The 26,151-nt window shown below is 64.5% G+C and carries 14 protein-coding genes; 9 read left to right on the forward strand and 5 right to left on the reverse strand.

Translation table 11 applies throughout. The annotated features are described in order from the left end of the window. The 7 genes from AAF184_15765 to AAF184_15795 form a co-directional block, all read left to right on the forward strand. Positions 1-653, forward strand: a 653-nt coding sequence (locus AAF184_15765) for a hydroxymethylglutaryl-CoA lyase (GenBank protein ID MEO0423795.1), incomplete at its 5' end; no start/stop codon positions are given. 89 nt (positions 654-742) lie between these two features. Continuing rightward, positions 743-2,800, forward strand: coding sequence for a hydantoinase/oxoprolinase family protein (locus AAF184_15770; protein ID MEO0423796.1), 2,058 nt, complete (start codon positions 743-745; stop codon positions 2,798-2,800). Positions 2,801-2,815: 15 nt separating this feature from the next. Continuing rightward, entirely contained in the window at positions 2,816-4,708 is a 1,893-nt protein-coding gene (locus tag AAF184_15775; GenBank protein MEO0423797.1) for a hydantoinase B/oxoprolinase family protein, read from the forward strand. Positions 4,709-4,751: 43 nt separating this feature from the next. After that, positions 4,752-5,366: an isochorismatase family protein gene (locus tag AAF184_15780; protein MEO0423798.1), complete on the forward strand. Its 615-nt coding sequence runs from the start codon at positions 4,752-4,754 to the stop codon at positions 5,364-5,366. Positions 5,367-6,206: 840 nt separating this feature from the next. Then, positions 6,207-9,653: an FG-GAP-like repeat-containing protein gene (locus AAF184_15785; protein ID MEO0423799.1), complete on the forward strand. Its 3,447-nt coding sequence runs from the start codon at positions 6,207-6,209 to the stop codon at positions 9,651-9,653. Between the two features lie 117 nt (positions 9,654-9,770). After that, positions 9,771-12,137 carry a penicillin acylase family protein gene (locus AAF184_15790; GenBank protein MEO0423800.1) on the forward strand — a complete coding sequence of 789 codons (2,367 nt, stop codon included), beginning with the start codon at positions 9,771-9,773 and terminating at the stop codon, positions 12,135-12,137. A gap of 4 nt (positions 12,138-12,141) precedes the next feature. Then, positions 12,142-14,394 (forward strand): molybdopterin-dependent oxidoreductase, encoded by a 2,253-nt coding sequence (locus AAF184_15795; GenBank protein MEO0423801.1) that lies wholly within the window; start codon positions 12,142-12,144, stop codon positions 14,392-14,394. 73 nt (positions 14,395-14,467) lie between these two features. On the opposite strand, the gene AAF184_15800 is transcribed toward AAF184_15795, so the two are convergent. Then, positions 14,468-16,171: an FG-GAP-like repeat-containing protein gene (locus AAF184_15800; GenBank protein ID MEO0423802.1), complete on the reverse strand. Its 1,704-nt coding sequence runs from the start codon at positions 16,169-16,171 to the stop codon at positions 14,468-14,470. Positions 16,172-16,198: 27 nt separating this feature from the next. Continuing rightward, positions 16,199-17,509, reverse strand: coding sequence for a HEAT repeat domain-containing protein (locus AAF184_15805; protein MEO0423803.1), 1,311 nt, complete (start codon positions 17,507-17,509; stop codon positions 16,199-16,201). 591 nt (positions 17,510-18,100) lie between these two features. On the opposite strand from AAF184_15805, the gene AAF184_15810 reads away from it, so the two are divergent. Next, positions 18,101-20,614 (forward strand): hypothetical protein, encoded by a 2,514-nt coding sequence (locus AAF184_15810; protein MEO0423804.1) that lies wholly within the window; start codon positions 18,101-18,103, stop codon positions 20,612-20,614. Positions 20,615-20,761: 147 nt separating this feature from the next. Further along, positions 20,762-21,700 carry a hypothetical protein gene (locus AAF184_15815; protein ID MEO0423805.1) on the forward strand — a complete coding sequence of 313 codons (939 nt, stop codon included), beginning with the start codon at positions 20,762-20,764 and terminating at the stop codon, positions 21,698-21,700. Positions 21,701-21,823: 123 nt separating this feature from the next. Here the strand turns inward: AAF184_15815 and AAF184_15820 are convergent, their stop codons facing one another. From AAF184_15820 to AAF184_15830, 3 genes are all read right to left on the reverse strand, one after another. After that, positions 21,824-22,963: a hypothetical protein gene (locus tag AAF184_15820; protein MEO0423806.1), complete on the reverse strand. Its 1,140-nt coding sequence runs from the start codon at positions 22,961-22,963 to the stop codon at positions 21,824-21,826. Beyond that, positions 22,938-24,362, reverse strand: a complete 1,425-nt coding sequence (locus tag AAF184_15825; protein ID MEO0423807.1) for an MBOAT family O-acyltransferase — start codon at positions 24,360-24,362, stop codon at positions 22,938-22,940. Before AAF184_15825 ends, AAF184_15820 begins: the two co-directional genes overlap by 26 nt. Positions 24,363-24,700: 338 nt before the next feature. After that, a partial coding sequence (locus AAF184_15830; GenBank protein MEO0423808.1) for an NAD(P)/FAD-dependent oxidoreductase occupies positions 24,701-26,151 on the reverse strand: 1,451 nt, incomplete at its 5' end.

Raw genomic sequence — 26,151 nt, forward strand, 5'->3', positions numbered from 1 at the left:
ACGCGCGCGCCCTCGCCACCTGGATCCATGTGGTGACCGGCGTGGTCGTCGCCACGGACACCTTCACCCAACCCAACCACCGCGTGACCCCCCAGGAGAGCCGCGTGGCCGTGGGCCGCATCGCCCCGGCCGCGGCCCGCGACGGGGTGACCTGTGGCGTCACCATCGGCGCCGCCTTCGGCTGCCCCTTCGAGGGCGAGGTGCCCCCAGAACGCGTGGTTGACCTGGTAAAGGCCCTGGAAGACTACGGCGTCGCCGAAATCGCCCTAGCAGATACGATCGGTGTGGCCGCCCCGAGCGATGTGAGTCACCTCCTTGGGCTCCTCGCCCAGGCCGACTCGCCACCGCCCCGATGCCACTTCCACAACACGCGCAACACCGGTCTGGCAAACGCCTATGCGGCCCTCGAAGCCGGCGTGCGCGCCCTGGATGCGAGCTGCGGCGGCGTGGGCGGGTGTCCCTTCGCGCCGGCGGCCACGGGCAACATCGGCACGGAAGACGTGCTGTACATGATCGACCGCATGGGCTTCGATGCGGGGATCGACATCCAGGGGGTCATGGACACGACCCGCTGGCTGGGGGACATTCTCGACACGACCATGCCGGCCATGGTCACGCGGGCCGGGGTGTTCCCCGCGCCGCCTGCGGCCTGAGAGCGTCAGACGAATTCACGAGCGCGGCGCCCAGGGTGTCGCGTGCCGGTTGGCGTTCTGCGCCGGCCTCAAAGAGATAGGAGACGGCGATGAGTTATCGGTTGGGAGTGGACGTCGGCGGGACCTTCACCGACGTGCTGTTGATCGACGAGCGTTCCAGCCAGATTCACACGGCCAAGGTGCCCTCGACCCCGGCCGATTCCTCCATCGGCGTGCTCAACGGCATCAACAAAGTCTGCGAGAAGTCCGGCGTGGATCCCACCGCCATCTCGCACGTGATGCACGGTACCACCGTCGCCACCAACACGGTGCTCACCCGCACCGGGGCTCGTGTCGGCCTCATCACCACCAAAGGCTACCGTCAGGTGCTGCAGATCGCGCGCTCCTATGTGCCGGGTGGCCTCGGCGGGTGGGTCATCTTCAATAAGCCCGAGCCGTTGGCGCCCCTGGAGCTCACGCGTGAGGCGGACGAGCGCACTTCCGCCAGCGGTGAGATCGTCGACCCGCTGCAGGAAGACTCTCTGCGAGGCTCATTGCAGGAACTGAAGGCCAAGGGCATCGAAGCCCTGACCGTCTCCCTGATCAACTCCTTCGCCAACGACGCTCACGAGAAGCGCATCCGCGAGATCGCCCACGAGGAGATGCCGGGGATTCCCGTCTCCATCTCCGCCGAGGTGATTCCGGAGATGCAGGAGTACGAGCGCACGGTCACCACCGTGGCCAACAGCTACGTGAGGCCCAAGGTGGCGGCCTACGTGAAGAACTTGAGCGACGAGCTCGCCAAGCAGATGAACGATGTGAAGCTGCACATCCTGCGCTCCGATGGCGGCCTGGCGTCCGCCAAGGCCTCGCAGGAGCTGCCCGTGAGCCTGCTCATGTCAGGGCCGGCGGGCGGTGTCACCGGCGCCGTGTGGATCGCCGGGCAGGCGGGCTACAAGAATCTGCTGACCCTGGACATGGGCGGCACCTCCACCGACGTGGCGCTGGTGAGCGATGGGGCGGCCCAGCTGCGACGCGAGACCAGCGTGGCCGATGTGACCGTGCGCGCCTCCTCCGTGGACGTGCGCACCGTAGGCGCCGGCGGTGGCTCGATCGCCCACGTGCCCGAACTCACCAAGGCCCTGCGTGTGGGCCCCGCGTCCGCCGGTGCAGATCCTGGTCCCGCCGCCTACAAGAAGGGTGGCGAAGAGCCCACCGTGACCGACGCCAACGTGGTGCTCGGCTACCTGCCGAGCGACTCGCGCCTCGGTGGCGACATGGAGATCAGCCGCGAGCTCGCCGAGAAGGCGGTGCACAAGGTGGCGGACGCTCTCGATCTGCCGCTCAAGAAGGCCGCTGCAGGCATCATCGATATCGTCAACGAGAACATGTTCGGCGCCCTGCGCCTGGTGTCGGTGGAGCAGGGGCATGACCCCCGTGACTATGCCTTGATCGCCTTCGGCGGCGCCGGGCCCTTGCATGCAAATGCGTTGGGTAAGCTGATGTCGTCCTGGCCGGTGATCATCCCACCGGGCCCGGGCGTGCTGTGCGCCTACGGCGACGCGACGACCAGCGTGCGCGACGAGGCCTCGCGTACCTTCATCCGCCGCTTCTCCGACACCTCGCCGCAGGAGGTGGTCGATATTCTGGAAGAGCTGGGCGAGCAGGCGGCAGCGACCCTCGATGCCGAGAACGTGCCGCGTACCGAGCAGCAACGTAGCGTCCAGGTGGACCTGCGCTACCTTGGCCAGGGCTTCCAGCTCACCATCGACACCACCCTCGACGCGTTACGCAGCGAAGGTCTCGATGCGGTGGGTAACCAGTTCGAAGCCATGCACACGCAGCTGTTCACCTTCGCGCTCCCCGTGGAGCTAGAGATCGTGAACCTGCGCGCCGTCGTGGAAGGCGCCGGCACGGAAGTGACGGCCGAGAAGGTGGAGGGTGGCGGCGCCGATGCCTCCGCCGCCGCCATCGGCAAGCAGGCCGTGTTCATGGACGACAAGGATCAGGAGGCGGTGATCTTCGACCGCTCGAAGCTGAAGTCAGGCAACGTGGTGGCCGGGCCCGCCATCGTGGTGGAGATGGACTCGACCTCGCTCATCCTCTCCGGCCACAACGGCACCATCGACGAGTACGGCAACATCATCATCCGCCCGGTTGGCGCGTAAGGCAGGTAGAGCACCATGACCGCAACAGTTGTTCAGACCAACGAGACGCCGTTCGCCAAGGTGGACGTCGATCCCATCACCCTCGACATCGTCGAGAACGCCCTGCGTAACGCGCGCTTCGAGATGGACACGGTGCTCTTCCGCACCGCCATGTCCCCGGGCATCCGCGAGCAGCACGACGAGTTCCCGATGATCGCCAACCCCGACGGCAAGATGGTCGTCGGCCAGTTCGGCTCCTTCATCCATGGTTTCATGGAGGGCTACGACGGCACCATCGAAGAGGGCGACGTGATCCTCACCACGGACCCCTACGAGTGCCGCGGCGCCATCTCCCACGCCAACGACTGGCTGGTGCTGCGCCCCGTGTTCGTGAGCGGCCGCCTCATCGCCTGGGCCGCCATGTTCGGCCACATGACGGACATCGGCGGCAAGGTGCCCGGCTCCCTACCGACCGACGCGCGCCAGATCTACGAGGAAGGCATCGTGGTGCCGCCGACCAAGATCGTGAAGAAGGGCGAGCTACAAGAGGATATCTTGAAGCTCATCCTGCACAACTGCCGTCTGCCGCACTGGAACTTATCGGATTTCAACGCCATCCTCGCCGCCTGCCGCACGGCAGATCGGCGCATCCAGGAGATGGCCGTGCGCTTCGGCGAGGACACGATCGTGAGCGCCATGCAGGAGCTCCTCGATCGCAACCACCGCGCCATGCACCACCTCATCACCACGCAGATCCCCGAGAAGAAGCAGTTCTTCGAGGACTACATCTGCGACGACGGTATGGGCATGGGGCCCTACAAGATTCGCTGTGCCATGTGGCGCGAAGGTGACAAAGTCATCTTCGACTTCGAGGGCACGGACCCGCAGTCCATCGGCAGCATCAACTTCTACCTCAACGAGGAGATGTTCAAGATGTTCTGCGGCGTGTTCATGATCATGGTGTTCGACCCGCAGATCCTGTTCAACGACGGCTTCTACGACCTGATGGAAGTGCGCATCCCGGACGGCACGTTGCTCAAGCCTCAGCGGCCGGCGGCGTTGTCCTGCCGAACGCACGCGTTGGGTCGCATCTTCGACGTGATCTCCGGCCTCTTCGGCCAGGGCAACCCGGACTTCCTGTGCGCCGCGGGCTTCTCCGACAGTCCCCACTTCATGTACTCCGGGTACAAGGAGGACGGGGAGTGGTACCAGCTATACCAGATCGGCTTCGGCGGTATTCCCGGGAAGCCGATGGGCGACGGGCCTGACGGACACTCGCTGTGGCCGGCGTTCACCAACGTGCCCAACGAGTTCCTCGAGTGCAATTTCCCGCTGCGTATCGATGTATACGAGACGCTCGCCGACAGTGGTGGCCCGGGGCTGCACCGCGGTGGCAACGGCCTGCGGATGGGCTACCGCTTCCTCGCCGACGGGGAGATCTCGATCCACGACGATCGCTGGTTGACCTACCCGTGGGGGGTGAACGGCGGACTGCCCGGTGAGCGGAGTCGCAAGATCCTCGTGCGCACGGACGGTTCCGAAGAGCTGATGCCGTCGAAGTGCGATCACGTGAAGGTGAAGAACGGCGATCTGCTCTACTTCGACACCTGGGGCGGCGGCGGCTGGGGCGACCCGTACGAGCGCCCGGCCGAACGTGTCGCCCAGGACGTGGAACGCGGCCTGGTCACGCAGGATGGTGCCCGTCGCTACGGCGTGGTGGTCAACGACGACTACACGGTGGACGAGGGCGCTACACAGGCGCTGCGGACGGAGCTGCGTGCAGCGCGGCCGGAGAAGAAGCTCTTCGACCGCGGTGGTGAGCTGAGCGAGCTGCTGGAACGCTGCGAGGCCGAGACCGGCCTCAAGCCGCCGAGCAAGCCGCAGTTCCTCGCGCGCTTCACGCGCGGCGCAACCCGCGGCGCGGCGTAGGAGACTCGCTTGAACGCAAGCCGCTGCGGCGGGGAGGCACGGAATGGCTGAGCACGAGGATGCAGGTTACGGCGCGGTACCGGTGGGCTTCGGCCAGCGCGCTGCCGTGTTGGTGGTGGACTTCCAGAAGGGGTTCACCCAGCCGCAGTACGAGTTAGGCAAGTCTGAGCACGTCGCCCGGGCGGTGGCGAACACGGCGAAGTTGCTGGAGGTGGCTCGTCCGCTGGGAGTGCCGGTGGCGAAGTGCTACACCGCGTACGAGTCCAAGCGGGACATTCCGTACTGGAAGGTGGAGGTGCTGTACAAGGACTTCTTCTACGGGCATCCCTCCACGGAGATCGATGAGCGGATCCACGATCCGGACCACGACTTCACCTTTTGCAAGACGGCGCCTTCGATCTTCTTTGAGACGCCGTTGAAGACGTTTCTGATCAAGCATCAGGTGGACACGGTGATCATCACCGGGTGTACCACTAGCGGGTGCATTCGGGCGTCGATCATCGATGCGTTTTCCAACGGGTATCGGGTGATCGTGCCGGAGGATTGTTGTGGGGATATGGCGGAGGGGCCGCACCATGACAATCTGCGGGATGTGGGGCGGCGGTATGCGGATGTGGTGAGCACTGAAGCGGTGATCGCACAGCTGGCCGGTACCTAGGGGGCGGAGTTCGCGAGTCCCGTGTTCCGTCGCCCCGACTGATGTCATATCGCCTGCGCCGGTGAGTGTGTGTCGTCGGGGCGCTTATCCACCACCGTGATCGCAAAGATATCCGATCCACTGCTTTCCCACCCGTAGTCCGACACTAGCAACCAGACGTATTCGCTCATCACCGGCAGTGGTTATGTCGCCAACCTTCACGGATCGCTCCGCAACTGCCGCTGTAATTCGGGTGCCTATTAACCAAAGCGTTCGGCTACACTTACGACCCTGCTAAGCGGCACCTCAGCCAGCACGGAAGGGTATCGATTCATGGAAGAGCGGCTCGGGACGTACGGGTGGACACGCCAGTATCGTCGTTACTCGGCACGTAGGATTGCAGCGGTCACGTTCCTGTCGCTTTTGGCGCTGAGCGCAGCCGCGAACGGTGGTGCTGCAAGGTTCTCGAACTCCCCCCTAGCGTTTATCGAGCCCAACCTGGGCCAGACGGCAGCAGCGTTCGACTACGTTGCACGGGCCGAGGGATATTACGCACTTCTGGCAGCCCACGAGGTGCAGTTTCAATACGTAGCATCCAGTGATGCAGAGCGTTCCTCTACCGTGGCTAGGCGGGAGCGAGAACGCCGGGTTACCACCATGCGCTTGGTGGGGGCCGATATTCGCGCAGTGCCGCGTCCCGGTGGGCCGCTAGAGGGGCGCAGCCACTACCTACGAGGCCGTGATCAAGCTTCGTGGGTTAGGGATCTCCCCCATTATCAGTCAGCCACGTACTCCCAGGTTTACCCGGGCATCGACGTCATCTACACGTTGATCAACGGAAGTATTCGGTACGATTTCCTGGTGGCGCCGGGAGCTGACGTCGCAAAGATTCAGTTGGCCTTCGACGGCGCAGATGAGGTGGTGCTCGACGGTGCCGGTGCGATTCGCCTAAGGCATGCCGGTGGTATCCACCTGACCCATGCGGCGCCCATCGTCTATCAAGAGATCGATGATGAGACCGTGCCGGTCGAGGGGCGCTTCACGGCCAATGACGAGGGGGTCGTGTCATTTTCTATCGGCGCCTACGACGACCAGTCTGCCTTGGTGATCGATCCACAGATTACCTTGTCTACCTACTTTGGTGGCAGCCTAGGCGAATCTGGGAACGACGTGAAGGTTGGGCCGAACGAAGCATTGATCATCGTCGGCGATACGCTCTCGGTGGATCTGCCAGGGGAGAGTGACGACTTGGCGGGGGACGTTGACGGGTTTGTCGCTCGCCTAACGCCGGACGGTCAAGCGTTGGAATTCGTGACCTACCTCGGCGGCAGTGGGGAGGAGCAGTTGTGGGCCCTCGCGGTGGCCGATGACGGCGCTATGGCCCTTGCGGGGTACACGGCATCCCCGGACTTCCCCACCGTGAATGCCTATCAGGAGACCTTCCGAGGCGGTGGGCTCTTCGAATCCGACTCCTTCGTGGCCAAGCTCAATGCCGAGGGCAACGACCTTGCGTTCTCCACCTACCTTGGGGGCGAGGACATCTTCGATGAGTCTAACTTCGGATTCGACTTTGCGCGTGACGTTGCGATCGATGACGAGGGCAATGTCTACGTGACCGGCGAGACCGCCGCCTTCGATTTTCCGGCGACGCAAACCCTTGACGGTCGGGCTTGCGTTGGCACCGATACTGGTACGTTCTTCGGGGATGGCTACCTAGCTAAGTTCACCGCGACGGGTCAGATCGACTACGCGTTCTGCTTTGGGGCTGAGCAGCGCGATAACGGGCGCGGCATCGCCTTGGCGGCGGATGGTTCGGTGCACGTGGTCGGGTTCACCTCGTCCTCAGGGTTTCCGGTTTCCGCGGGTGCTTTGCAAACGCAGCGCGCCGGTGAAGAAGACGTGCACATCACGCACTTCTCCGCCGACGGCACGCAGATACTGTCGTCCACTTTCTTCGGCGGCAGTGGAGAGGATTTCGCCCAGCAAGTTCGACTGCTCAGCGACGGCTCGCGCGTCATCGCGGGCAGTACCGACTCCAGTGACCTTCCCACCACGTTCGGGGCATTCCAACGAGAGTTCGCGGGGTATCGCGACGTGCTCGTGACCAGGGTCTCGAACGATGCCACGCGCTTGTTGTTCAGTACCTATTTGGGAGGCGATGACCTGGACGACGGTTGGGGTCTAGAGGTGGATGGAAATGACGCTATCTACCTTGCCGCCGGCACCTTCTCGCTGGACTTCCCGCTGGCCGCTCCCCTGCAGTCTGAGCGCACGGGGGCCGGCGTACTGGAGGAGGTTGAGGTGGGCGACGACGACGATACGCTCGCCATTGACTCGACTGCGGGCTTCATCAACGTCATCAACAACAATGCGCGAGAGGTGGTCATCGGCGTGGGCAACCGTGGCCTGAATCGCGCCTACTACTTCGATGCGATCACGGGCGAGTACTTGCGCGCGCAGCCGATCGGGTCGGAAGAGAACACCACCCACGGTATCGCCTTGTATGACGCGGACATCGTGCAAGATGGCGATGTGGCGATCGTCGTCGCCAACAGCGATGCGCCGTCCCGGGTGTTTCTCCACGAGAACCGGGTGCCCGTGGAGCGCTTCACGCTCGGCGAGGAGATCAGGGACTCGCGGGCCGTCGCCGTCGGCAGTCTCCTGAACCGTCCGGACAACGGTGAGATCGATATCGTGCTGGGCAACTATCTCCAGCCGAACCTCTACTTCGGCGGAGCCCGCCAAGGTTTCGGCGCCGGGGAGGCGTTGTTCCCGGGCAGCGAGGATACGGCCACCGTGGCCTTGGTGGCTGGCGATGTAAACGGGGACTTCGTGCCGGATATCGTGGAAGGCAACGATGGGCAGCTGAACGCGGTCTACATCAATGTAGGCGGCGAAGCGGGATTCTTGCCAGCCCAGTTCATCGGCAACGAGGCCGACCCAACGCGCGCCGTAGCGCTCGAGGACATGGACGGAGATGGCGATCTAGACTTGCTGGTCGGCAACGATGGCGCGCCCGATCGTATCTACTTCAATGACGGAGAGGGTGTCTTCGCCAATCCGATCAGTCTCGATGACCAAGCCGCAAGCACGTCGGGCATCTTCGGTGCGGCACCGTTTTTGGGCGCGCCAGCGCGCATCTTCGCGGTGGACGATCAAGGCGGAAGGGTCTACACGTACCAGGACGGGGTCATCAATCGCTTCCCGATGACCCAGCAAGCCCTACCGGTCACCGCCGTCGAAGAGACCTTCGGCATCGGGGTGTATCAGGCGGGTGCAGTCGGTGCGCCATTGCAGCGAGTGTCCATTTCCCTCCAGGACGCGTACTTCACCGTACTAGATCCGGCGGGGCGGGAAGCGCTGTTTTCAACGCTGCTCGGTGGCGCGGGCTCGGACAGTCTGTCCTGGGGGCTGGCGCTCGACGGCGAGGGAAATGCTCTACTTGCTGGCACGACCCGAGCGCGCGATTTCCCGAGTGTGGCGCCCTTGCAAGCGCAGAACAACGGGCTCTCGGATGCCTTCCTCACCCGTATCGACGTTAGCGATGTGGCACTACCGAACAGACTTCGTTACACCACGGTGGTGGATTTGCAAGGCCCAGGTCTCGACGGCATCACTAAGGTGGTGCTCGATTGGGCAACGCTGTCCTGCGACGAGAGCGCCGCCGAGGAGCTCTACGATCTACGGTTGTCGCTGATCGCTGGCCAGGCGCTAGTTGACGCGGACACGGCGATTCGCGACGGCCTGCTACAACCGCTCGGCCTACTGGAGCGGGCAGATCCGCGTTGGGACTACGATCTCGACACGATCACGCTGCTCGACTTTGCCACGGGCACGGATGGGGTGATCGACTCAGCGGACGCCACGGGTGTCTACTACCGAGTCGTCCCCGTCGGCTTGTTGACGGAGGACGCTATCGTACGCATCGAACGCTTTGAGGACGGCGTCCTCGTTGCGGTCGAGGAGTCGGACGTGCTCGCGCAGTACACGATTGTGCTCGCAGGCGATTGCGATGCTGATGGGGTGAACGCTTTCGAGGACAATTGTCTTTACGCGCGCAACCCCGATCAACGCGATACGGATGGCGACGGCATCGGCAATTTCTGCGACGCTGATCTGAACAACGACTGCCTGGTGAACCTCCAGGATCTGGCGTTGCTTCGGGGTGCCCTGCAGACGGGGGACGAAGACGCCGATCTGAATGGTGACGGTGTGGTGAATGCTCGCGACCTACGGATCGCTCGTGATGACCTGTTCGCAGCGCCTGGCCCGAGCGGGACAAGGAATGCGTGCTCGGCCAGACCGTAGGGAAGGAGATAGACAGGGCGGGTGGGCAGAATCGGCCCAGTAGGAACGCCACCATGGTAGGGATTTCGTGACGGCATCGAAACAGGCCGTCTCCAGGAAGTCGCGTATATTCCACCCATGAAGAAGCTCATTCTCAGCACCGCCGCGGTGCTCGCCGTTATCGTTCTCCTCCCCCTCATCTACATCGGCACCGTCCTACTCCGCTCCACCGGAGGACTCCCCGTTTGGGACGGCGAACACTCACTCACGGGCCTCGACGGCACCATCGAAGTCCTCCGCGACGAGAACGCCGTCCCCCACGTCTTCGCCCAAAGCGAGCGCGACGCCTTCTTCGCGCAGGGCTTCCTCCACGCCCAGGACCGCCTCTGGCAGATGATGTCAGCTCGCCAGGCCCTCTCGGGTCGCATGGCCGAGTGGTTCGGTGCCGGCGCGCTGGGCGGCGACCGCTTCAACCGCATCAACCATGCCCCGCGAGCGATCCAGCGCGACTTCGAGCAACTCCCCGCTGACGATCGCGTGCTCCTGGAAGCCTACGCCGCCGGGGTCAACGCCTACCTGGACAGCGACGCCTATCGTCGCCCGCCAGAGATGGTGCTTCTCCACATCAAGCCAGAGCGCTGGCAAGCGATGGACAGCCTGATCGTCTATCGTGGCGTCTACAACACGCTACTCGGCTACGGCAACGAACCGCTCACGCAACGCCTGCGGCTTCACGCCGCGGACGAGCGAGCCGCCGAACTCTCCGGTCTCCGACCCTTCGAAGTGCGCCCCATCGTAGAGGAGGCGCCCGCGGTGAGCGCCGTCATGGCGCCTATCAAGCAGCGCTCGTTCTCCGATAGCTGGCTCCTTAGCGGCGAACACACCACTTCAGGGATGCCGCTCCTGGCGAACGACCCGCAACTTCCCTCAACCCTGCCGAACTTCTGGTACCTCACGCACCTTTCAATCGCCGGTGAAAATCGCGTGGGTGCGAGCCTGCCTGGCTTACCTAGCATCGCGGTTGGCCGAACGGACCATATCGCCTGGGGCATCACCGCGGGCAACGTGGACCAGGCGGACCTGGCCCTCGTACACGGCGATCCGGACGATGCCACGCGCTACCGGAGAACCGCGAACGGAGCATGGCAGCGCCTTTCCGGTCGCGATGAGGTATTCCAGGTCCGCTTTGGAGATGAGTACAAGGAGCGCATCCTCGCCACGGAGGAGGGCGGCACCATCATCCCCAGCAACCAGATCAGGCCGGCCTTCTCAGAAGACCCGGACGCACTGGTGGAGCTGAAGATCGTCCACTTCGAGGGCGACACCTCGCTCTCGGCATTCTTCGCCCTGAACCGCGCCAGGAACACGGCGCAGGCGTTGGACGCGCTCTCCAGGTTCACGGGACCGTCCCTGAATTTCATCATCGCGGACGTCGACGGGGAGATCGGCTACGTGTCTGCGGGCAGGTACGCCGAGCGGCAAGGCGATGCAGGCCAGATCATCGATTTCGGGCCTGCCGATGGATCGACCTGGTCACCGATTCCCTACGCGGACAACCCACAGACGATAGGGCCGGGCAGTGGCCGCATCGTCGCCGCGAATCAGCAGCAGGTCGGCGATAGTTACCCCTCTTACCTAAGCGACGCCTGGGCCGATCCACACCGCGCTATGCGAATCCACGCGCTCCTCGATCAGCAAGGAAAGCACGACGTGGACAGCTTCCTGGCGATGCAGCGAGACACTTTCCTGGAACCCGCCAGCCGCACGGTGCCCAAGATGCTCGAAGTCGAGCGCGACGCACTCACCGACGTAGAGCGGGAGATGCTCGAGGTCTTGCAGGAGTGGGACTATCGCTTCGACAACGACTCCGCAGGGCCGACGGTCTTCATTACGTGGATGCGCTTCTTCCACGAGGAACTCGCCGCGGACGAACTCGGACCTTCCATGTGGCCTGGAATGAGGAGATCAGCGCTTCCGGCAATCGCCCTCGCCGTACTAGGCGGTCAGAACACGCAATGGTGCGCGCAGGCAGGTGAAGACTCGGCACCGGACTGCTCGGAGGTGCTGCGGGGATCGCTATCGCGCGCGGCAGAGGCGCTGGCGACGCGCCTGGGCGAATCGCCGGATGACTGGCGCTGGGGTGGTGCCACACCAATGACCCATCCCCACCAAGGGTTCGCAGGACTGCCGTTGTTGGGGAGTCGGTTCTCACGAGTCGCCACCTATCCGGGAGGCCCTGACACCTTGATGATCAAGAGCATCGATGCCTCGAACGCACCCGATTTTTCGCGGGCCGACTTCACCTCGTCGCTGCAGGTCGTCTTTGACCTATCGAACCTGGAGGCCTCGAGGTTCATGTTGAGTACGGGCCAGTCGGGGCACTATCGCTCGCCGCACTACGACGATTTCCTGCCACGTTTCGCGGCGGGCGAGCGATTCACCATCCCGACGGAACGGGGCGCGATCCAGGCGAAACACACCTTGCTGCTCTCCCCCGCGGATTGACCGCATGAGCACCTCGCCCAGCACGGAGCCACCCGTCCACTACCGCACATGTCCCCTCTGTGAGGCGATGTGCGGGTTGGCCATCACGGTGCAAGGCGATCGCGTCACCCGCATTCGCGGTGATGCTGAGGATGTGTTCAGCGCTGGCTATCTGTGCCCGAAGGGCGTGGCGCTTGGGGAACTGCACGATGATCCGGATCGCTTGCGCGTCCCGTTGATCCGCGATGGCGACAGGTTCCGCGAGGCCACCTGGGAGGAGGCCTTCGCTCGCGTCGCGCAGGGGCTGCGTCCCTACCTCGAGGATACTGCGGCGCGCCAGGCGATCGGGGCTTACGTCGGTAACCCCAACGTGCACAACCTCGCAGGAGGACTGTTCCTGCGACCGCTACTCAAAGCATTAGGTACCCGAAACATCTTCTCCGCCTCCACGGTGGATCAGATCCCCAAGCAGCTCGTCAGCGGCCTGCTCTTCGGGGACCCATCGGCGCTGCCCGTGCCCGATGTGGATCGGTGCGACTATCTGCTGTTGCTTGGGGCCAACCCGTGGGCGTCGAATGGCAGCCTGTGGACGGCCCCGGGCCTGCCGTTGCGCCTCAAGGCTCTGCGCAAGCGTGGTGGACGATTTGTGGTGGTGGATCCCCGGCGCACGCTCACCGCGCGCAACGCCGATCGTCACCTGCCGATCACGCCAGGCACGGACGCCCTATGGCTCCTTGCCCTCGCCCAGGAAATTCACAGCCAGGGCCTGGCTTCCCCAGGTCGACTGGAGGCCTTCACCAGTGGGCTCGACGAGCTGGATGCGGCGCTCGCGCCCTTCACCCCCGAGGCCGTCGCCCCAAGGTGCGGCATCGACGCGAGCATCACGCGAGAGATTGCTCGCGAACTCGCCGCGGCGCCGCGCGCCGCGGTCTACGGGCGCCTTGGCATCCAGGCGGCGCGCTACGGCACGCTGGCCGCGTGGGCGACGGAGTTGCTCAATGTGCTCACGGGCAATCTCGATCGGGAGGGAGGCGTGATGTTCCCCCTCGCCGCCCACGAACGGATGAGTGACGGTCAGGCGGGGGGACGCGGGTTCCGCACGGGTCGCTGGCGCTCGCGCGTGAGTGGGCACCCGGAGGTCATGGGGGAGCTGCCTGCTGCGGCCATGGCGGAGGAGATCGGAAGCCCTGGGCCCGGTCAGCTGCGCGCGCTGCTGACGGTGGCGGGGAATCCGGTCCTGTCCACCCCCGATGGCGCGCGCCTGGACAGGGCGCTCGCCACGCTCGACTTCATGGTCAGCGTCGACATGTACCTCAACGAAACCACGCGCCATGCCCAGGTGATTCTGCCGCCGCCTTCACCCCTGGAGCGTGATCACTACGACGTGGTGTTTACGCGTTTCGCCGTCCGCTCGGTGGCCAACTACTCACCTCATTTGTTTCCGAGTGATACGCCCTCGGAGGAGTCCATCCTGCTGCAGCTCGCGCACCTGGCAAGCCACGGCACGCCCAGCAGCGAACCTCGCGCCCTTGAGGATGCCCACCTGCGAGGTGCTATCGCACGGGAGCTGAGCAATCCCAATTCACCGATCATTGGCACTGAGGTAGACGAGGTCCTGGCGAGCCTGACCGGTGAGAGTTTGAGCGAGCGCTTGCTCGATCTGCTCCTGCGGACGGGTCCGTTCGGTACCGGGCTGAATGACGGGAGCGACGGCCTCGATCTGGCGTCTCTGAAGGCCAACCCCCACGGCATCGACTTCGGCCCCCTCCGGGAGCGCCTGCCCGGGTACCTGAATACTCCCTCGGGCACGATCGAGTTTGCCCACGACAGCATCCAGGGCGAGTTAGTGCGTGCACGCGCAGAGTTGGAAGGCGCGGTGGACGAGCGCTGGTTGCTCATCGGTCGTCGCGACGTGCATTCGAACAACTCGTGGATGCACAACCTGCCGTCGCTCATCGAGCGCCCGGAGCGTTGCACGCTACGGCTGCACCCGGATGATGCGGCGTCTCTCGATGTGCAAGACGGTGCGCTGGTGAGGGTGCGCTCATCGGTAGGCGAGGTGGTGGCGCCCGCTGAGGTACACGAGGAGATGCGGCGGGGTGTGGTCAGCCTTCCCCATGGCTACGGCCATGGCCTGAATGGTGTTAGTCAGCGTTACGCACGGGACCACGCGGGTGTGAGTGTCAACGATCTCGTGCCCGGGGAACTGGATGGGCCTTCGGGCAACGCGGTGCTCAATGGTGTCGCAGTCACCCTAAGCGTGCTCAACGAACCGTGAAGCCCGCTGCGAAGGGTTAGCGTGCCGGACGCTTTGGCCCGGCACACCAACTGAAGGGTCCTCAGTTATGCGATCAGGGATACATATCCCCGTCATCGCCACTGTCTTCCCGCCAAATGGTCCAGTTGTCGAAGGTTCCCCCCAACCCCAGACGTCCGTACCACTTGATCTGCAGCAGATCCGGTGTGCCGGACAGGTTGTCTTGCCCCGCGTTGCGCCCGTAGAAGAGGTCGGCTCGGCCGTCGCCGTTGCCATCACCGATGCGGTGCAGGTCACCCGCGGAGCCAGCGTCGAAGTCCATCTCGAATAGGGTGCCGAACTCGCTGCCGTTGGAGTAGCGACCCCACCACTTCACGTGAATGTCCGACAGCGTGCGGCCGTAGATCAGGTCTGCATCACCGTCGCCGCCGATGTCTTCGGCGAAGAAGGTATCGCCCTTGTTGCCGGCGTCTTCGCGCCATACGCTGAGATCGCCGAACTCGTTGCCCTTGGCGAAGCGACCCCACCACTTGACGGTGTCGTCGTCGAGGGCCTTGCCGTAGAGGAGGTCCGCATCGCCGTCGCCGCCGAGGTCGGTGAGGAAGAAGATGCTCTCGTTGGCGCCGGCGTCCTCGATCCAGGTTTCCCAGCTGTCGAAGCTGGTGCCCGTGGAGCGGCGAACGTACCACTTGACCACGGTGGGGCTCAAAGGACGGCCGTAGACGAGGTCGGCGCGGCCGTCGTTGTCCACGTCTGCGAGGCGGAAGATGTCACCGACGTCGCCGGCGTCGTCGCGCCAGGTGGTTTGCGGGCCGTATTCGGTGCCGGTGGAGAGGCGAACAAACCACTTCACCTGGGTGGCGCTCTTGATGCGGCCGTAGACGAGGTCGTCGCGGTTGTCGCCGTCCACATCGCCGGTGAGGAAGATGCTGTCGGTCTCGCCGGCATCAGTGCGCCACTGGGTGCGCGACCCGAAGTCACTGCTGGACGACAGCCGACCCCACCACTCCATGGTGCCGTGGGAGAGGGCGCGGCCCCATACGATGTCGCTCCAGCCGGCGCCGCCGTTGATGTTGGGCAGGGAGAGGAAGTGGTTGCGCGGCTGCACGTCGGCGATCCACTCGCGCTTGCTGGCGTGGATGCTGAAGAAACGGTCGCGGGCCGCACGCTGTTCCGCGGTCAGGCCCCAGCTCGTGCCGCTGGCCATGATGTGCCAGTTCACGTTGTCGTCGTCCGTATCCGTCTCGGCCGCGCCACAGCCGAGGGTGATGGAGTCGTCGGCGGCGTTGCAGTGCTGCAGTCCCATCACGTGACCGAGCTCATGGCTGGCCGTGTGGGCGATGGCCCGGGCGATGCGCTCGAGGGTGGCGCTGGAGCCGGTGAGTTCAGGGCTCAGGTTGGAGAAGCTGCCGGCGTAGACCTCGCAGTCGCTGTTCTCCTGCTCCCAGGTGTCGATGCCTGAGCAGTCGCCACCCTCGCAGCACCCGGGGCCGGCGCAGCCGAGGGTGCCGCCCTCGTCATCGTTCATGAACTTCACCCGGGTGAAGCGACCGTTGGGCGGTTCGTACTCGCTGAAGGTCACGTCGAAGGCCGAGTGGTCCCGGGACATCTCCATGATGATCAGGTCCTTGATGGCGTCGACGTCGTTGCTCGAGGGCGGCGTGTTGCCGTTCACGGTGGTCCAGGCCGAGAGGTCGAAGTCGGAGAAGTCCAGCCACACTACGTGGTGGGCGAGGGCGGCGCTGGTGCAGGCGAGGCTGACCACTAGTGCAGTCAACAGTTTCGTAAGCGGGTTCATGTCGTGTCTCCGGTGCGCGGTGGCGGTTTAGTTGGCGAGGCGCTGCAGCGCCTGCTGCGCCGAGGTGCGGACGATCGGGTTGGGGTGACCGGTGGCGATCGCGCCCAGCTCGCGTCGGGCGCGGTCCGAGGCGATCAGGGCCAAGGCGTGGACCACGGTGCTGTGCAGCCCTAAGTTGTCGCCCTCGCGGGCGATGGCGGCGATGCGAGGCACGGCGGTGGGGTCGGCGAGCTGGCCGAGGGCGAGCACCGCGGCGCTGGTGAGGCCACCGTCGTGGTGCCGGGGCGACTCGTCGTCCGTGTCGTAGGGCGCGTCGTCGATCTCCTCGACGTTGCCCGGTGGGTTTTGCTCGTCGTTGGCGTCGTCGTCCTCGCTCACGTCGTCGTCCGGCTCGTCGCGGCCGTTGTCGATCGCATCCTCCGGTGTCGGGCGGGGCGGGAGGTCGTCGCTCTCCTCCCGGGGATCCGGTGTGGGGACGCCTTCTTCCTCGGGGTCGAAGTCGGGGCCGGGGCCGTCCTGCTCCTGGGGATCCGTGCCTTCGGGGAAGGGCGTCGGCGAGCCTTGCGGGATCAGGGACAGCAGGGGCTGGAGGCTGCGTGGATCAGCAAAGTTGCCGAGGGCGGACACGGCTTCGATGGCGTAGGCGCCGCTGGGCGTCGTGGCGTGGCGCTCAAGACAGGCGCGCGCATTCTGAATGGCGAGCAGGCCCGTCAGGCGAATGCCGAGGAAGGCGGCTGGGGGTTGGAAGTCCTGCGGGCGGCAGGCCAGGCGCCGGATGGCGCTGGCGTCCTGCAGCGTGGCGCTGCCGTCGAGCTGGGAGAGCAGCGCGGCGAGCATGGCACGGGGCACCCGGGGATTGCCGGCTTGCAGGTACTGCAGCGTGTCGCTGATACGCAGGTTGGCGCCCTTGTCCTGCACGAGTTGCAGCAGGGCGTTGGTGGCGTTGGCCTGGGCGGGGACGATGGTCGCGACGCCCTGGTCCATGGCCACGACCTCACCGGGCTCGCCGGGGATGTCGTTGAAGAACGCAATCACCGTGCGGCCGCTTTCAAAGTGCACCATCGCGGGGTCTCGCTCAGCACCTGCCAGCTTGAAGCTGGGCTCGGGGTTGCCCTTGAAGGCGCTACGCAAGGTGAGGGTGGCGATCTGGCTGCCGGGCTCGACGCCCGGCGCGACGTTCACCACGTCGGCGATGGCGATGTTGGTCGACGCGTTCATGAGATCGTCGAGGTCGGTCGTTCGCCACTCGGCCAGGGCGGGCGTGGTGGTGGTGGCGGCTAGCGCGAGCAGGGTGCTGGCGGCGAGTGCTCGGCCAGCGGTGGCTAGGGTGCGGTGCATGTTGGGGTCCTCTGCGGTTGTAGACGTATCGGTGGCGCCAGGGTCTGCCGACCGTGCGGTGTGCCCGCGCGTAGCCTGGAATTCGCGCGGTTGCTGGGGTTTCTGACATCCCCTGCCCGGCGAGCGGCCCCAAAGGCGATGCAGAGTGTCGGGGCGTCAACGGAGCTGCCGTCAGATCGCCGTTGCGTTGGGGCTCGCGGATGCTTCGCTTCGGCTGGACCGCAGGTGATGCGGCGCAACGGTGGTCTCCGCGCCCTTATCGTCCTTCGACGCCACCAAATCGTGGCGACGTCGGGGATCGCGGTGTTCCCGGCGAACCGGCGTACTCAGACGTCAGGGAGGCCCCTGGTGCGCCCGCCGGTGAGCGTGCTTGCGAAGCCGGATCACCCGCGGGGGCGGGGGGCTCGCTTACGGGATCGGGACGAAAGTGGTGCGAACATGAACCTTAGCGTGACACTCTACCTAAGAGAGTCGAAAGCGATGAGGGGTCATAGGCAGTAGAAGACTAAGATTGCGCTGGCGAAGGGATCGATCGACCAGCGCTGCTTCAGCCTGCCTCCTAATGCCATGCGAAACCGAGGGATCGGTGCTATGTCAAATTGCCTGCGAGCTAGCGCCGCCTGTTTGCTGGTCGCGCCTGCCTTTGCCACCACGCCCATGTACTCCACCCTGCTCGAGGTGCCCGAGGGTCACTGGACGACGCTCAATTCCAACACCTTCGAAAGTCAATGGCCTGTCCCGGAGCAGCGCACCTTTGGCGAGGAAGTGGGACTGACGCCAGGCCCCTACACGGTCATCCGTGCGTTCGGGTCCTTCGGCTGGGATCCCGGGCGCGGTCACCTGGTGGCGTTCGGCGGCGGCCACGGGAACTACGCGGGCAATGAGGTGTACCGCTGGCACGCGGACACGCTGGAGTGGAAGCGCGCCTCCCTACCGAGCGAGATCAAGCTGCTGAGTGGCACTCGCTTCCGCGGCACCTTCACCGCCATCGACGGCTCGGACAACGCGCCCACCTCAGCACACACCTACGACAACAACGAGTTCCTGCCCCTGATCGACCGCTTTATCACCCTCGGCGGGGCTGCGTGGAACTCTGGCACCGATTTCCAGGACGAGAGCCTGGAGCGGACTGGGCCCTATCTGTGGGATCCGTCGCGGGGGGACGGGGATAAGGTAGGCGGCACGACCGGCTCTCACGTCAATCCGAGCCAGTTTCCGGACGTCGTAGGTGGGCAGATGTGGCAGAACCGTCGCCGGGCCCTGGTGAGGGAGGAGGACCAATACTCCTTCATCGAAGGCGCTACCGCGGTGACTGAGGAGAATGGGCGGGACGTGCTGCTTGTGGCGACTCGTCACAATCTGTGGAAGTACACGATCCACGACCTCGCGACCCCAGCCCTGGACACCTGGGAACGGGTGGGCAACGCACGACTCAACGGTGTCTCGGGAACCTGGGGCCAGGGCCCGGGCGCCTACGCCGAGCACAACCGAGCCTTCGTTCGGATCGCCGACGACCAGCTCTTCTACTACGACCTCAACACCCCCGACTCCTCCAACCCCGTGGTGCCCTTCGAAGCGCGTACGGCAGACGGCGAAGCGTTCGTTCCCTCGGGGAGGTACGGGATCGCCTACGATGCGGTCCGTCGTCGCTTCCTGATCTGGGACGGGGTAGCCGCCCTGTGGGCATTGCACGCCCCGGAGCCACTGGCGGCCGACGGGTGGATAGTGGAAGCCTTGACCAGCTATGAACTGCCTGGCATCGGTTTGCCCGACAGCTACGATACCGGGGAGCTCGCGCATTTCACCGGCGTGCTCGGTAAGTGGAAGTACATCCCCGCGTACGATGTCTTCCTCGGGCTAGAGGATCCGGTAGAGGGCACCGTGTGGGCCTACAAGCCCGAGGGCTGGAGCCCGAGTCTCATCGAGGAGAACAACGAGCTGCCCTCTGTCGTGTCCCTGAGTGCTGATCCCGTGGAGTTCTACGACGACGCAGCAAGCGAGCTCAGCGTCGAGGCGTTCGATGATGACGGCCCACAGCCGCTGACCTACCGATGGGTTGTGTCCGCAGATGCGGGCTATCTTCAGAACGCCGACAGTTCCAAGGCCACCTTCCTCCCCGCAGACGTGGCCGACACCGAAGCGGTCACCATCTTCGTCGTGATCTCCGACGGCGCCGACAGCGTGACCCGTAGTTTGCAGCTCTCAGTGCTGGATGCCGAAGCGGCTCCCAACTCAGCACCGCAGATCGAAGCACTGTCTGCGACGCCCGTGACCTTGACGGATCTCGAGAGCAGCCAACTGTCGGTGGTCGCGGTGGATACGGATGGCCCGCAGGCGTTGAGCTACGACTGGCAGGTGGTGTCCGGTGTCGGCAGCTTGCAAGGGCAGGAGACGGCGAACCCGATCTACCTCCCCGATGACGTGACCGCCTCGGAAACAGTCGTAGTGGCGGTTACGGTGTCGGATGGATTGGATACCGTCACCGCGGAGCTCGAGCTGACGGTGATCGATGCTGATCCCGGCGCCTGGGATGAGGTGCTGCTATCAGAAGACTTCGCCGACGGCATCGGGGCGTGGGCGGTGTTGGATGCGCCTGGCGCGGACGATGCGCCGTCGGACTGGCGAGGCGTGAACGGCAGGGCGACTCAACGTTCGAAGATTCAACTGCCGATCGACGGCGTGGGGGATGTCAGCTACCTCGGCACCACCCTTCACTACGGCGGTGGCTCCGCCTGGGTGGACTACCGGGCGACGGCGACGCTTCGTGCCATCGACGACAACGCCGTCGGACTGATGTTCCGGTACCAAGATGATCTCAACTACTACCGTGTGTCTTGGGACGTCGAGCGCAACTACATTCGGCTGGTGAAGCGGCTCGATGGGGAGTTCACCGTGCTGGCGGAGATGGCGGGTTCGTTCGCGCGGCGACAGGAACATACGGTAGAGGTGCAGGTGCAGGGTGGTGCGATCACCGTCCACGTCGACAGCTCGCTGCTCTTCGGTGGGGAGGTGGTGGACGAGGCTCCCATCGCCTCCGGTACGGTGGCGCTCTACTGTTGGGCGAATCGAGCGATATTTGATTATGTTGAGGTGGTTGGGCCTTGATTCGGTTCCGCGAGCCTGCCCGTCCGACCTGACCCCAAGCAACTCGGTTGAGCTTATATGTGAGCGTGTTCTTCCGACGCTAGCGTCGTTAGACTCCTGGTATCGGCGGACAGGGATGTCCGGCCCGCACCCGCAGGAGCTTCTACGATGCGACGCAACCTGGACCCCTGGATCGCTACGGCCGCCGCGCTGCTCATATCAGCGCCGGCATTCGCGTCCGACGATATCTCGGCCACGAAGACGGGCGGCACGTTGGCCATCGTCGGTGGTCCCTTCTCGGATGCCATCTATTTGACCTCGCCAGGGCCTGGCGTGGTGGTGGTGATCGGTCGGGATCGCACCACCGTCAATGGTCAGCCCGTCGTGGCCTTCGGCGCCATCAGCTCGGTGCGGATGGGCCTCGGCGGCGGCAGCGATGTGATCCGCTTCGCCGGCCTGCGACTGGCCGGCGATCTCACGATGGATCTAGGTCCCGGTAGCGACGTCATCACTGACTTCGCCCCGCTGCTCGTCGGCGGAACGGTGTGGATCACGACGGGCGAGGCCGGGGGCTCGGATCGGATTGCGCTCGCCGACACCTTCGTCGAAGGGGATTTCATCGTGACCACAGACGAGGGGCCTCTCGAGGTGGATCTGACGAACGTTGAGGTGCGGGGGAGTCTGACGGTGAACGCTGGCACAGCGGACGATACCGTCACGCTGCGAGAGGCCACCGCCGGGACCATCAATATCCAGACTGGCGTCGGCAACGACACGGTGACCCTGTCGGGGTTGGCCGTCGATGCGCTCGAAACCGCTACCGGTGAAGGCATCGATTCGCTACGCGTGGAGCTAATGGACGCGTTCGGGCCCATCGATCTCGACATGGGCGCTGATGATGACGTCGCCGCGTTGACCGACATCACCAGCACCGGGGATTTTGCAGCGAGTTTCGGCGATGGAGTGGACACGGTAAGCGGCACTCGCGTGCAAGCGGCTGGCGTCGCCAGCTTCGATGGGGGCGCTGACGTCGATACGCTCACCGATTCCGGGATCTCCGGCGACGTCGAGACGCAGATCATCAATTTCGAGGTGATCCTGCCCTAGGGTGCTCTCGCCGGCTACCGAGTGACGTCCGATCGCCCGTAGATCAAGTAGGCGCCCACAGCTCGCCGAGGGCATTCCTCGTTGATCTCACCCCAAGGGTCTAGCCGGAACGGTGCTGAGCGCTCATTTCGAGGTCGCCGCGGGAGAGGTGCCTAGAACATCGCCGAGCCCACGTCCGCGTTCAGCCTGGTACAAAGGCTCCAGGACGTCGAACAAACGCACAGACCAAAGATCCTGACTGGCCCGGGATAGATGTGACCACTCTGGAATATCCAAGTCATCAGACAGCTCTGGATACTCCATCGAGTTGATGCCCACTGCACCCAGCCCCTCGATGAAGGGCTTCCACGCCAACTCGTCGTAGTTCGCAACGCTCGCGAACTCCTGGTAGAGCCCACGCCCCGGCATCCGCACGAAGACCAAGTCCCCGCCCCGCGCCCGAAGCGTTGCCTGCACCGGTGCAAGAAATGCGATCGCCTCGTCAGTGATCTGTGCCAGCCGCTCCGGGGTGGGCTTCGGGCGCATCAGGCCGGGGGTCCAGAATGCCAGTATCTGTGCGTTGTCGAAGCTCTCCGGGGACTCGATCGGCGCCCACATATCGGTTTGTCGATCGGCAAAGTGATCTCCTAGCTTCCACTCACTGTCCGCCTGGAGGTTGACAGCACCCTCGCGCACGGGGAGCCACTCGTAGGTGTAGTGCTCGAGCAGCGCGGGCAGATCGAAGGCAGTATCGATGAACCCGAAGCGCTCGGCCAGCACGTTGTGCAGCTTCCAGTCGGTCCACTTCGATGGCCCGACGCCGGCTTGCCACGCGAGTGCGCCGTCGCCGAGAAAGCCCTCATCCAGGCGATTGAAGAGGAAGGGTGTGACCCCCACCAGAATCAGACCGTCGAAGTCGGTGTTCTCCACCACGTCCTTGACGTACAGCGCTGGCCCTGTTCCCTCGATGGCCAGCTGCAGGGGGCGCGTCCCCGTTCGCTGTTCCATGATGTCGAGATCCGATGCGAAGAGAATGCGGCTGGACCCGGCGATGACCAATCGTATCCCATGGTCCTCTCCATCGAGCTTGCCTCGCTCATAGGCCCACATCGCATCGCGGTGATACCCGTAGCTACCGGGCAAATGCTGCATCCGCCGTGCCAGGATCTCCCAGCCCGTCATCGCCATCGCGACCACCAGCACGATACCTAGCGCAATCTGCCCCCAGGGCCGATCGGGCACCTGCCGATAGTCGATCTCAGAACTGGAAGTAGATGAAGGCATCGCCTGATCCTTGGGTGACTACAATTGCGAACGACATCGCCGCCAGGAGACTCACCAGTAGCCAAGGCGGTGTCCGCGCGGCGACGGACTCGAGCGTCCGCTCCCGCATGCGCCAGTGCACTGTCACCATCAGGGCAATCACCGTGGTGACCTGGATGATGTACAGGGTGGGCAGTGGAGTGGCTGCATCTGTGGGGGCAAAGCCAGTCATAGCGACCAACAACCGCGACGCCGTTGGGAAGTCCTCTGCGCGGAAGAACACCCAGGTGACATTCACCAGAAGATAGGTGAGCAGTGCCAGGGCGAGGCGGAAGAGCTTGGCGCTGGCGATGCGAAGGTGTCCCCAGCGCGCGCGTACGAAGCGCTCGACAGCCAAATACAGACCATGCAGACCACCCCAGACCACGAAGGTCCATGCCGCACCGTGCCACAGACCTCCCAGGAGCATCGTCAGCATCAGATTGATATAGGTTCGCGAGACGCCGCGCTGATTGCCACCGAGAGGAATGTATAGGTAATCGCGCAACCAGCTGGACAGGGATATGTGCCAGCGCCGCCAGAAGTCCGAGAACCCGATTGCCGCGTAGGGGAATCTGAAATTGTCCGGCAACGAGAATCCTAGGCACATGGCCGTGCCGATGGCCGTGGTGGAGTAGCCGGCGAAGTCGCTGAAGATCTGGCCAGAGAAGGCGAGCGTCCCCAGCCAGGCGTCGAGGAAGCTGACCATTTCGTCAGCACCGAAGACCTCATCCGCGGCAGGCGCGAGCAGCATGTCCGCGATCACCACCTTCTGAAACAAGCCCAGCACCATCAGGCTGAGGCCCCATCCAAGTTGCCTTGCCGAGGCGACGTGAGGTGTTGCGAACTGGGGAATCAGATGCGTTGGACGCACGATGGGGCCAGCCACGAGCTGCGGGAAGAAGGTGACGAAGAGGGCGAAGTCCAGGGGCGAGTCCGCCGGCTTCGCGCGCCTCAGGTACACATCCAGCGAATAGGCCATAGTCTGGAATGTGTAGAAGCTGATACCCACGGGGAGCACGATGCCCCACTCGGGAGGCACGTAGTCCACCCCGACCGTCTGCATCAGGAGTGCCCAGTTCTCGTTGAGGAAATTGCCGTACTTGAAGAACCCGAGTACGCCAAGATTCACACCGATCGATAGCCATAGCCACGCCAGGCGCTGACGCGGTCGCTCTTCGCCGTGCAAGCGCCGGGCAACGTGCCAATCCACCAGCGTGGATAGCCACAGCAGGAGCACGAAGGGAGGGCTCCACGCTGCGTAGAAGAGGTAGCTTGCGAGCAGCAGGCTGACCTTCTTGCCGGTCCATGCAAGTGGCGAGTAGTGTACCGCTAGCACGAGGGCAAAGAAAACAACGAATGTCAGCGAGTTGAAGAGCATCGAGCTTACCTACTTCAGACAGCCCGATAGCCCAAAGGCGAGCAGCCAGCTTTATGTCTGGTTATCACTCAGCGATATGACGTTCCCAGCGCGTGCGGGCACACGGAACTATCGGAGCGCTCAGGGTAGCCTACCATTCACACGAAACTGATGTGGTTTACAACATCAGCGTCGTTAGATCTGGCACGGCGGACGATACCGTGACGCTGCGCGACGCCTCGGCGGGCGCCATCAACAACCTGAGCGGCTTCATCCGCACCCGTGTTCTAGTTGCGGTAGGTCGAGCTAATCGACCTTCCCGGTGGCGTGGGTCGGTTGGCTTTCAGGAGGCGATATCCCTAGCCGACTCTATCCCGAAGAATCTCCCGCGCGGCGTTGTGACCGGGCACCCCCGTCACACCACCGCCCGGGTGGGCACCGCTACCGCACAGGTAGAGCCCCTTCACGGGCATCCGATAGTTGGCCGCCCCGAGCATCGGCCGCGCGCTGTAGAGCTGATTCAGCGCCAACGCGCCATGGAAGATGTCCCCGCCCGTGAGCCCCAGCTTGCGCTCCAGATCCGCAGGGCTCAGCGCCACATACCCCAGCACGCTGTCAGCGAAACCAGGCGCGTAGCGGTCCACCGTAGCGATCATGTGCTGGGCCACGGTCTCGCGGGCGTCGTTCCAGTCCCGACCGTCCGGCAGCTGGGGACTCACGTGCTGGCAGAAGAGACTGGCGACGTGTTTACCCTGCGGCGCCAGGGAATCGTCCAGCGTACTCGGGATGAGCATCTCGACGATCGGCTCGCGCGCCCACCCCTCGCGGCGAGCGTCGACATAGGCTTGTTCCATGTAGTCCAGGGTCGGCGCGATGATGATCCCCGCGCTGTGATGGGCGCCGGGTTCGGGCCGACTGGTGAAGGTCGGCAGGCGATCGAGTGCGACGTTCATCCGAAACGTCCCGGAGCCGTAGCGCGTGCGCTCCACTCGCTGTTGGACCTCCGATGACAGTGCGCCCGCCGGCAGCAGATCGAGGAGCAGTCGCTTCGGCGTCACGTTAGCGGCGACGATAGGTGCGTGCTCTTCAGTGCCGTCTTCCAGACGAACACCTGCGACCCTCCCGTCATTCACCAACACCTCGGCCACGGGCGCGTCGCAGCGAATCGCCGCTCCCGCCGCGCGGGCGGCAGCGGCGATCGACTCCGAGATCGCGCCCATCCCCCCGACCGCATGCCCCCAGGCCCCGGATACGCCGTTCACCTCACCGAACACGTGGTGAAGCAGCACGTAAGCGCTGCCGCCTGAGTAGGGGGTGGAGAAGTTGCCGACGATGGAGTCGAAGCCGAAGAGCGCCTTGATGTGGGGGTTCTCGAACCAGCCGTCCAGCACGTCCGCGGCGCTGGCGGTGAAGAGTTGGAACACGGCGTCTTGATCACACTGCGGTAGCTTTCGCATTCGGTTGGCGAGGCGCCCGGCGCGCCATAGATCGAGTAGGCCGCCACCTACGTTCGGCGGCGTTTCGAGGAGCATGTCGCGTAGGACATCCGCCGCTCGTTCCAGCCAGTCGTAGTAGGCGGGCAAGGCCGCGGCGTCGCGTGTCGAGTGGCGGGCGAATTCCGCCTGGGTTGCGGCCAGGTCGGTGCCCGTCGCGAGGGATCGTTCGCTGTCCAGCGGCATGAAGTTGCCGATGGGCCGGTTGCGGATCTCGAGGCCGTGGCCGTGCAGGTCCAGATCGGCGATGACCTTGGGATTGAGGAGGCTCACCGTGTAGCTGGCGAGGGAGTTGCGGAAGCCGGGGTGGAACTCCT

This window comes from Pseudomonadota bacterium (assembly GCA_039815145.1).
Taxonomy (GTDB): Bacteria; Pseudomonadota; Gammaproteobacteria; order Steroidobacterales; family JBCBZW01; genus JBCBZW01.

Excerpts from the sequence above, each read along its gene's own strand:
- AAF184_15770 (MEO0423796.1), top strand. The coding sequence starts at position 743 with ATGAGTTATCGGTTGGGAGTGGACGTCGGCGGGACCTTCACCGACGTG.
- AAF184_15775 (MEO0423797.1), top strand. The coding sequence starts at position 2,816 with ATGACCGCAACAGTTGTTCAGACCAACGAGACGCCGTTCGCCAAGGTG.
- AAF184_15780 (MEO0423798.1), top strand. The coding sequence starts at position 4,752 with ATGGCTGAGCACGAGGATGCAGGTTACGGCGCGGTACCGGTGGGCTTC.
- AAF184_15790 (MEO0423800.1), top strand. The coding sequence starts at position 9,771 with ATGAAGAAGCTCATTCTCAGCACCGCCGCGGTGCTCGCCGTTATCGTT.
- AAF184_15795 (MEO0423801.1), top strand. The coding sequence starts at position 12,142 with ATGAGCACCTCGCCCAGCACGGAGCCACCCGTCCACTACCGCACATGT.
- AAF184_15800 (MEO0423802.1), bottom strand. The coding sequence starts at position 16,171 with ATGAACCCGCTTACGAAACTGTTGACTGCACTAGTGGTCAGCCTCGCC.
- AAF184_15805 (MEO0423803.1), bottom strand. The coding sequence starts at position 17,509 with ATGCACCGCACCCTAGCCACCGCTGGCCGAGCACTCGCCGCCAGCACC.
- AAF184_15810 (MEO0423804.1), top strand. The coding sequence starts at position 18,101 with ATGTCAAATTGCCTGCGAGCTAGCGCCGCCTGTTTGCTGGTCGCGCCT.
- AAF184_15815 (MEO0423805.1), top strand. The coding sequence starts at position 20,762 with ATGCGACGCAACCTGGACCCCTGGATCGCTACGGCCGCCGCGCTGCTC.
- AAF184_15820 (MEO0423806.1), bottom strand. The coding sequence starts at position 22,963 with ATGCCTTCATCTACTTCCAGTTCTGAGATCGACTATCGGCAGGTGCCC.
- AAF184_15825 (MEO0423807.1), bottom strand. The coding sequence starts at position 24,362 with ATGCTCTTCAACTCGCTGACATTCGTTGTTTTCTTTGCCCTCGTGCTA.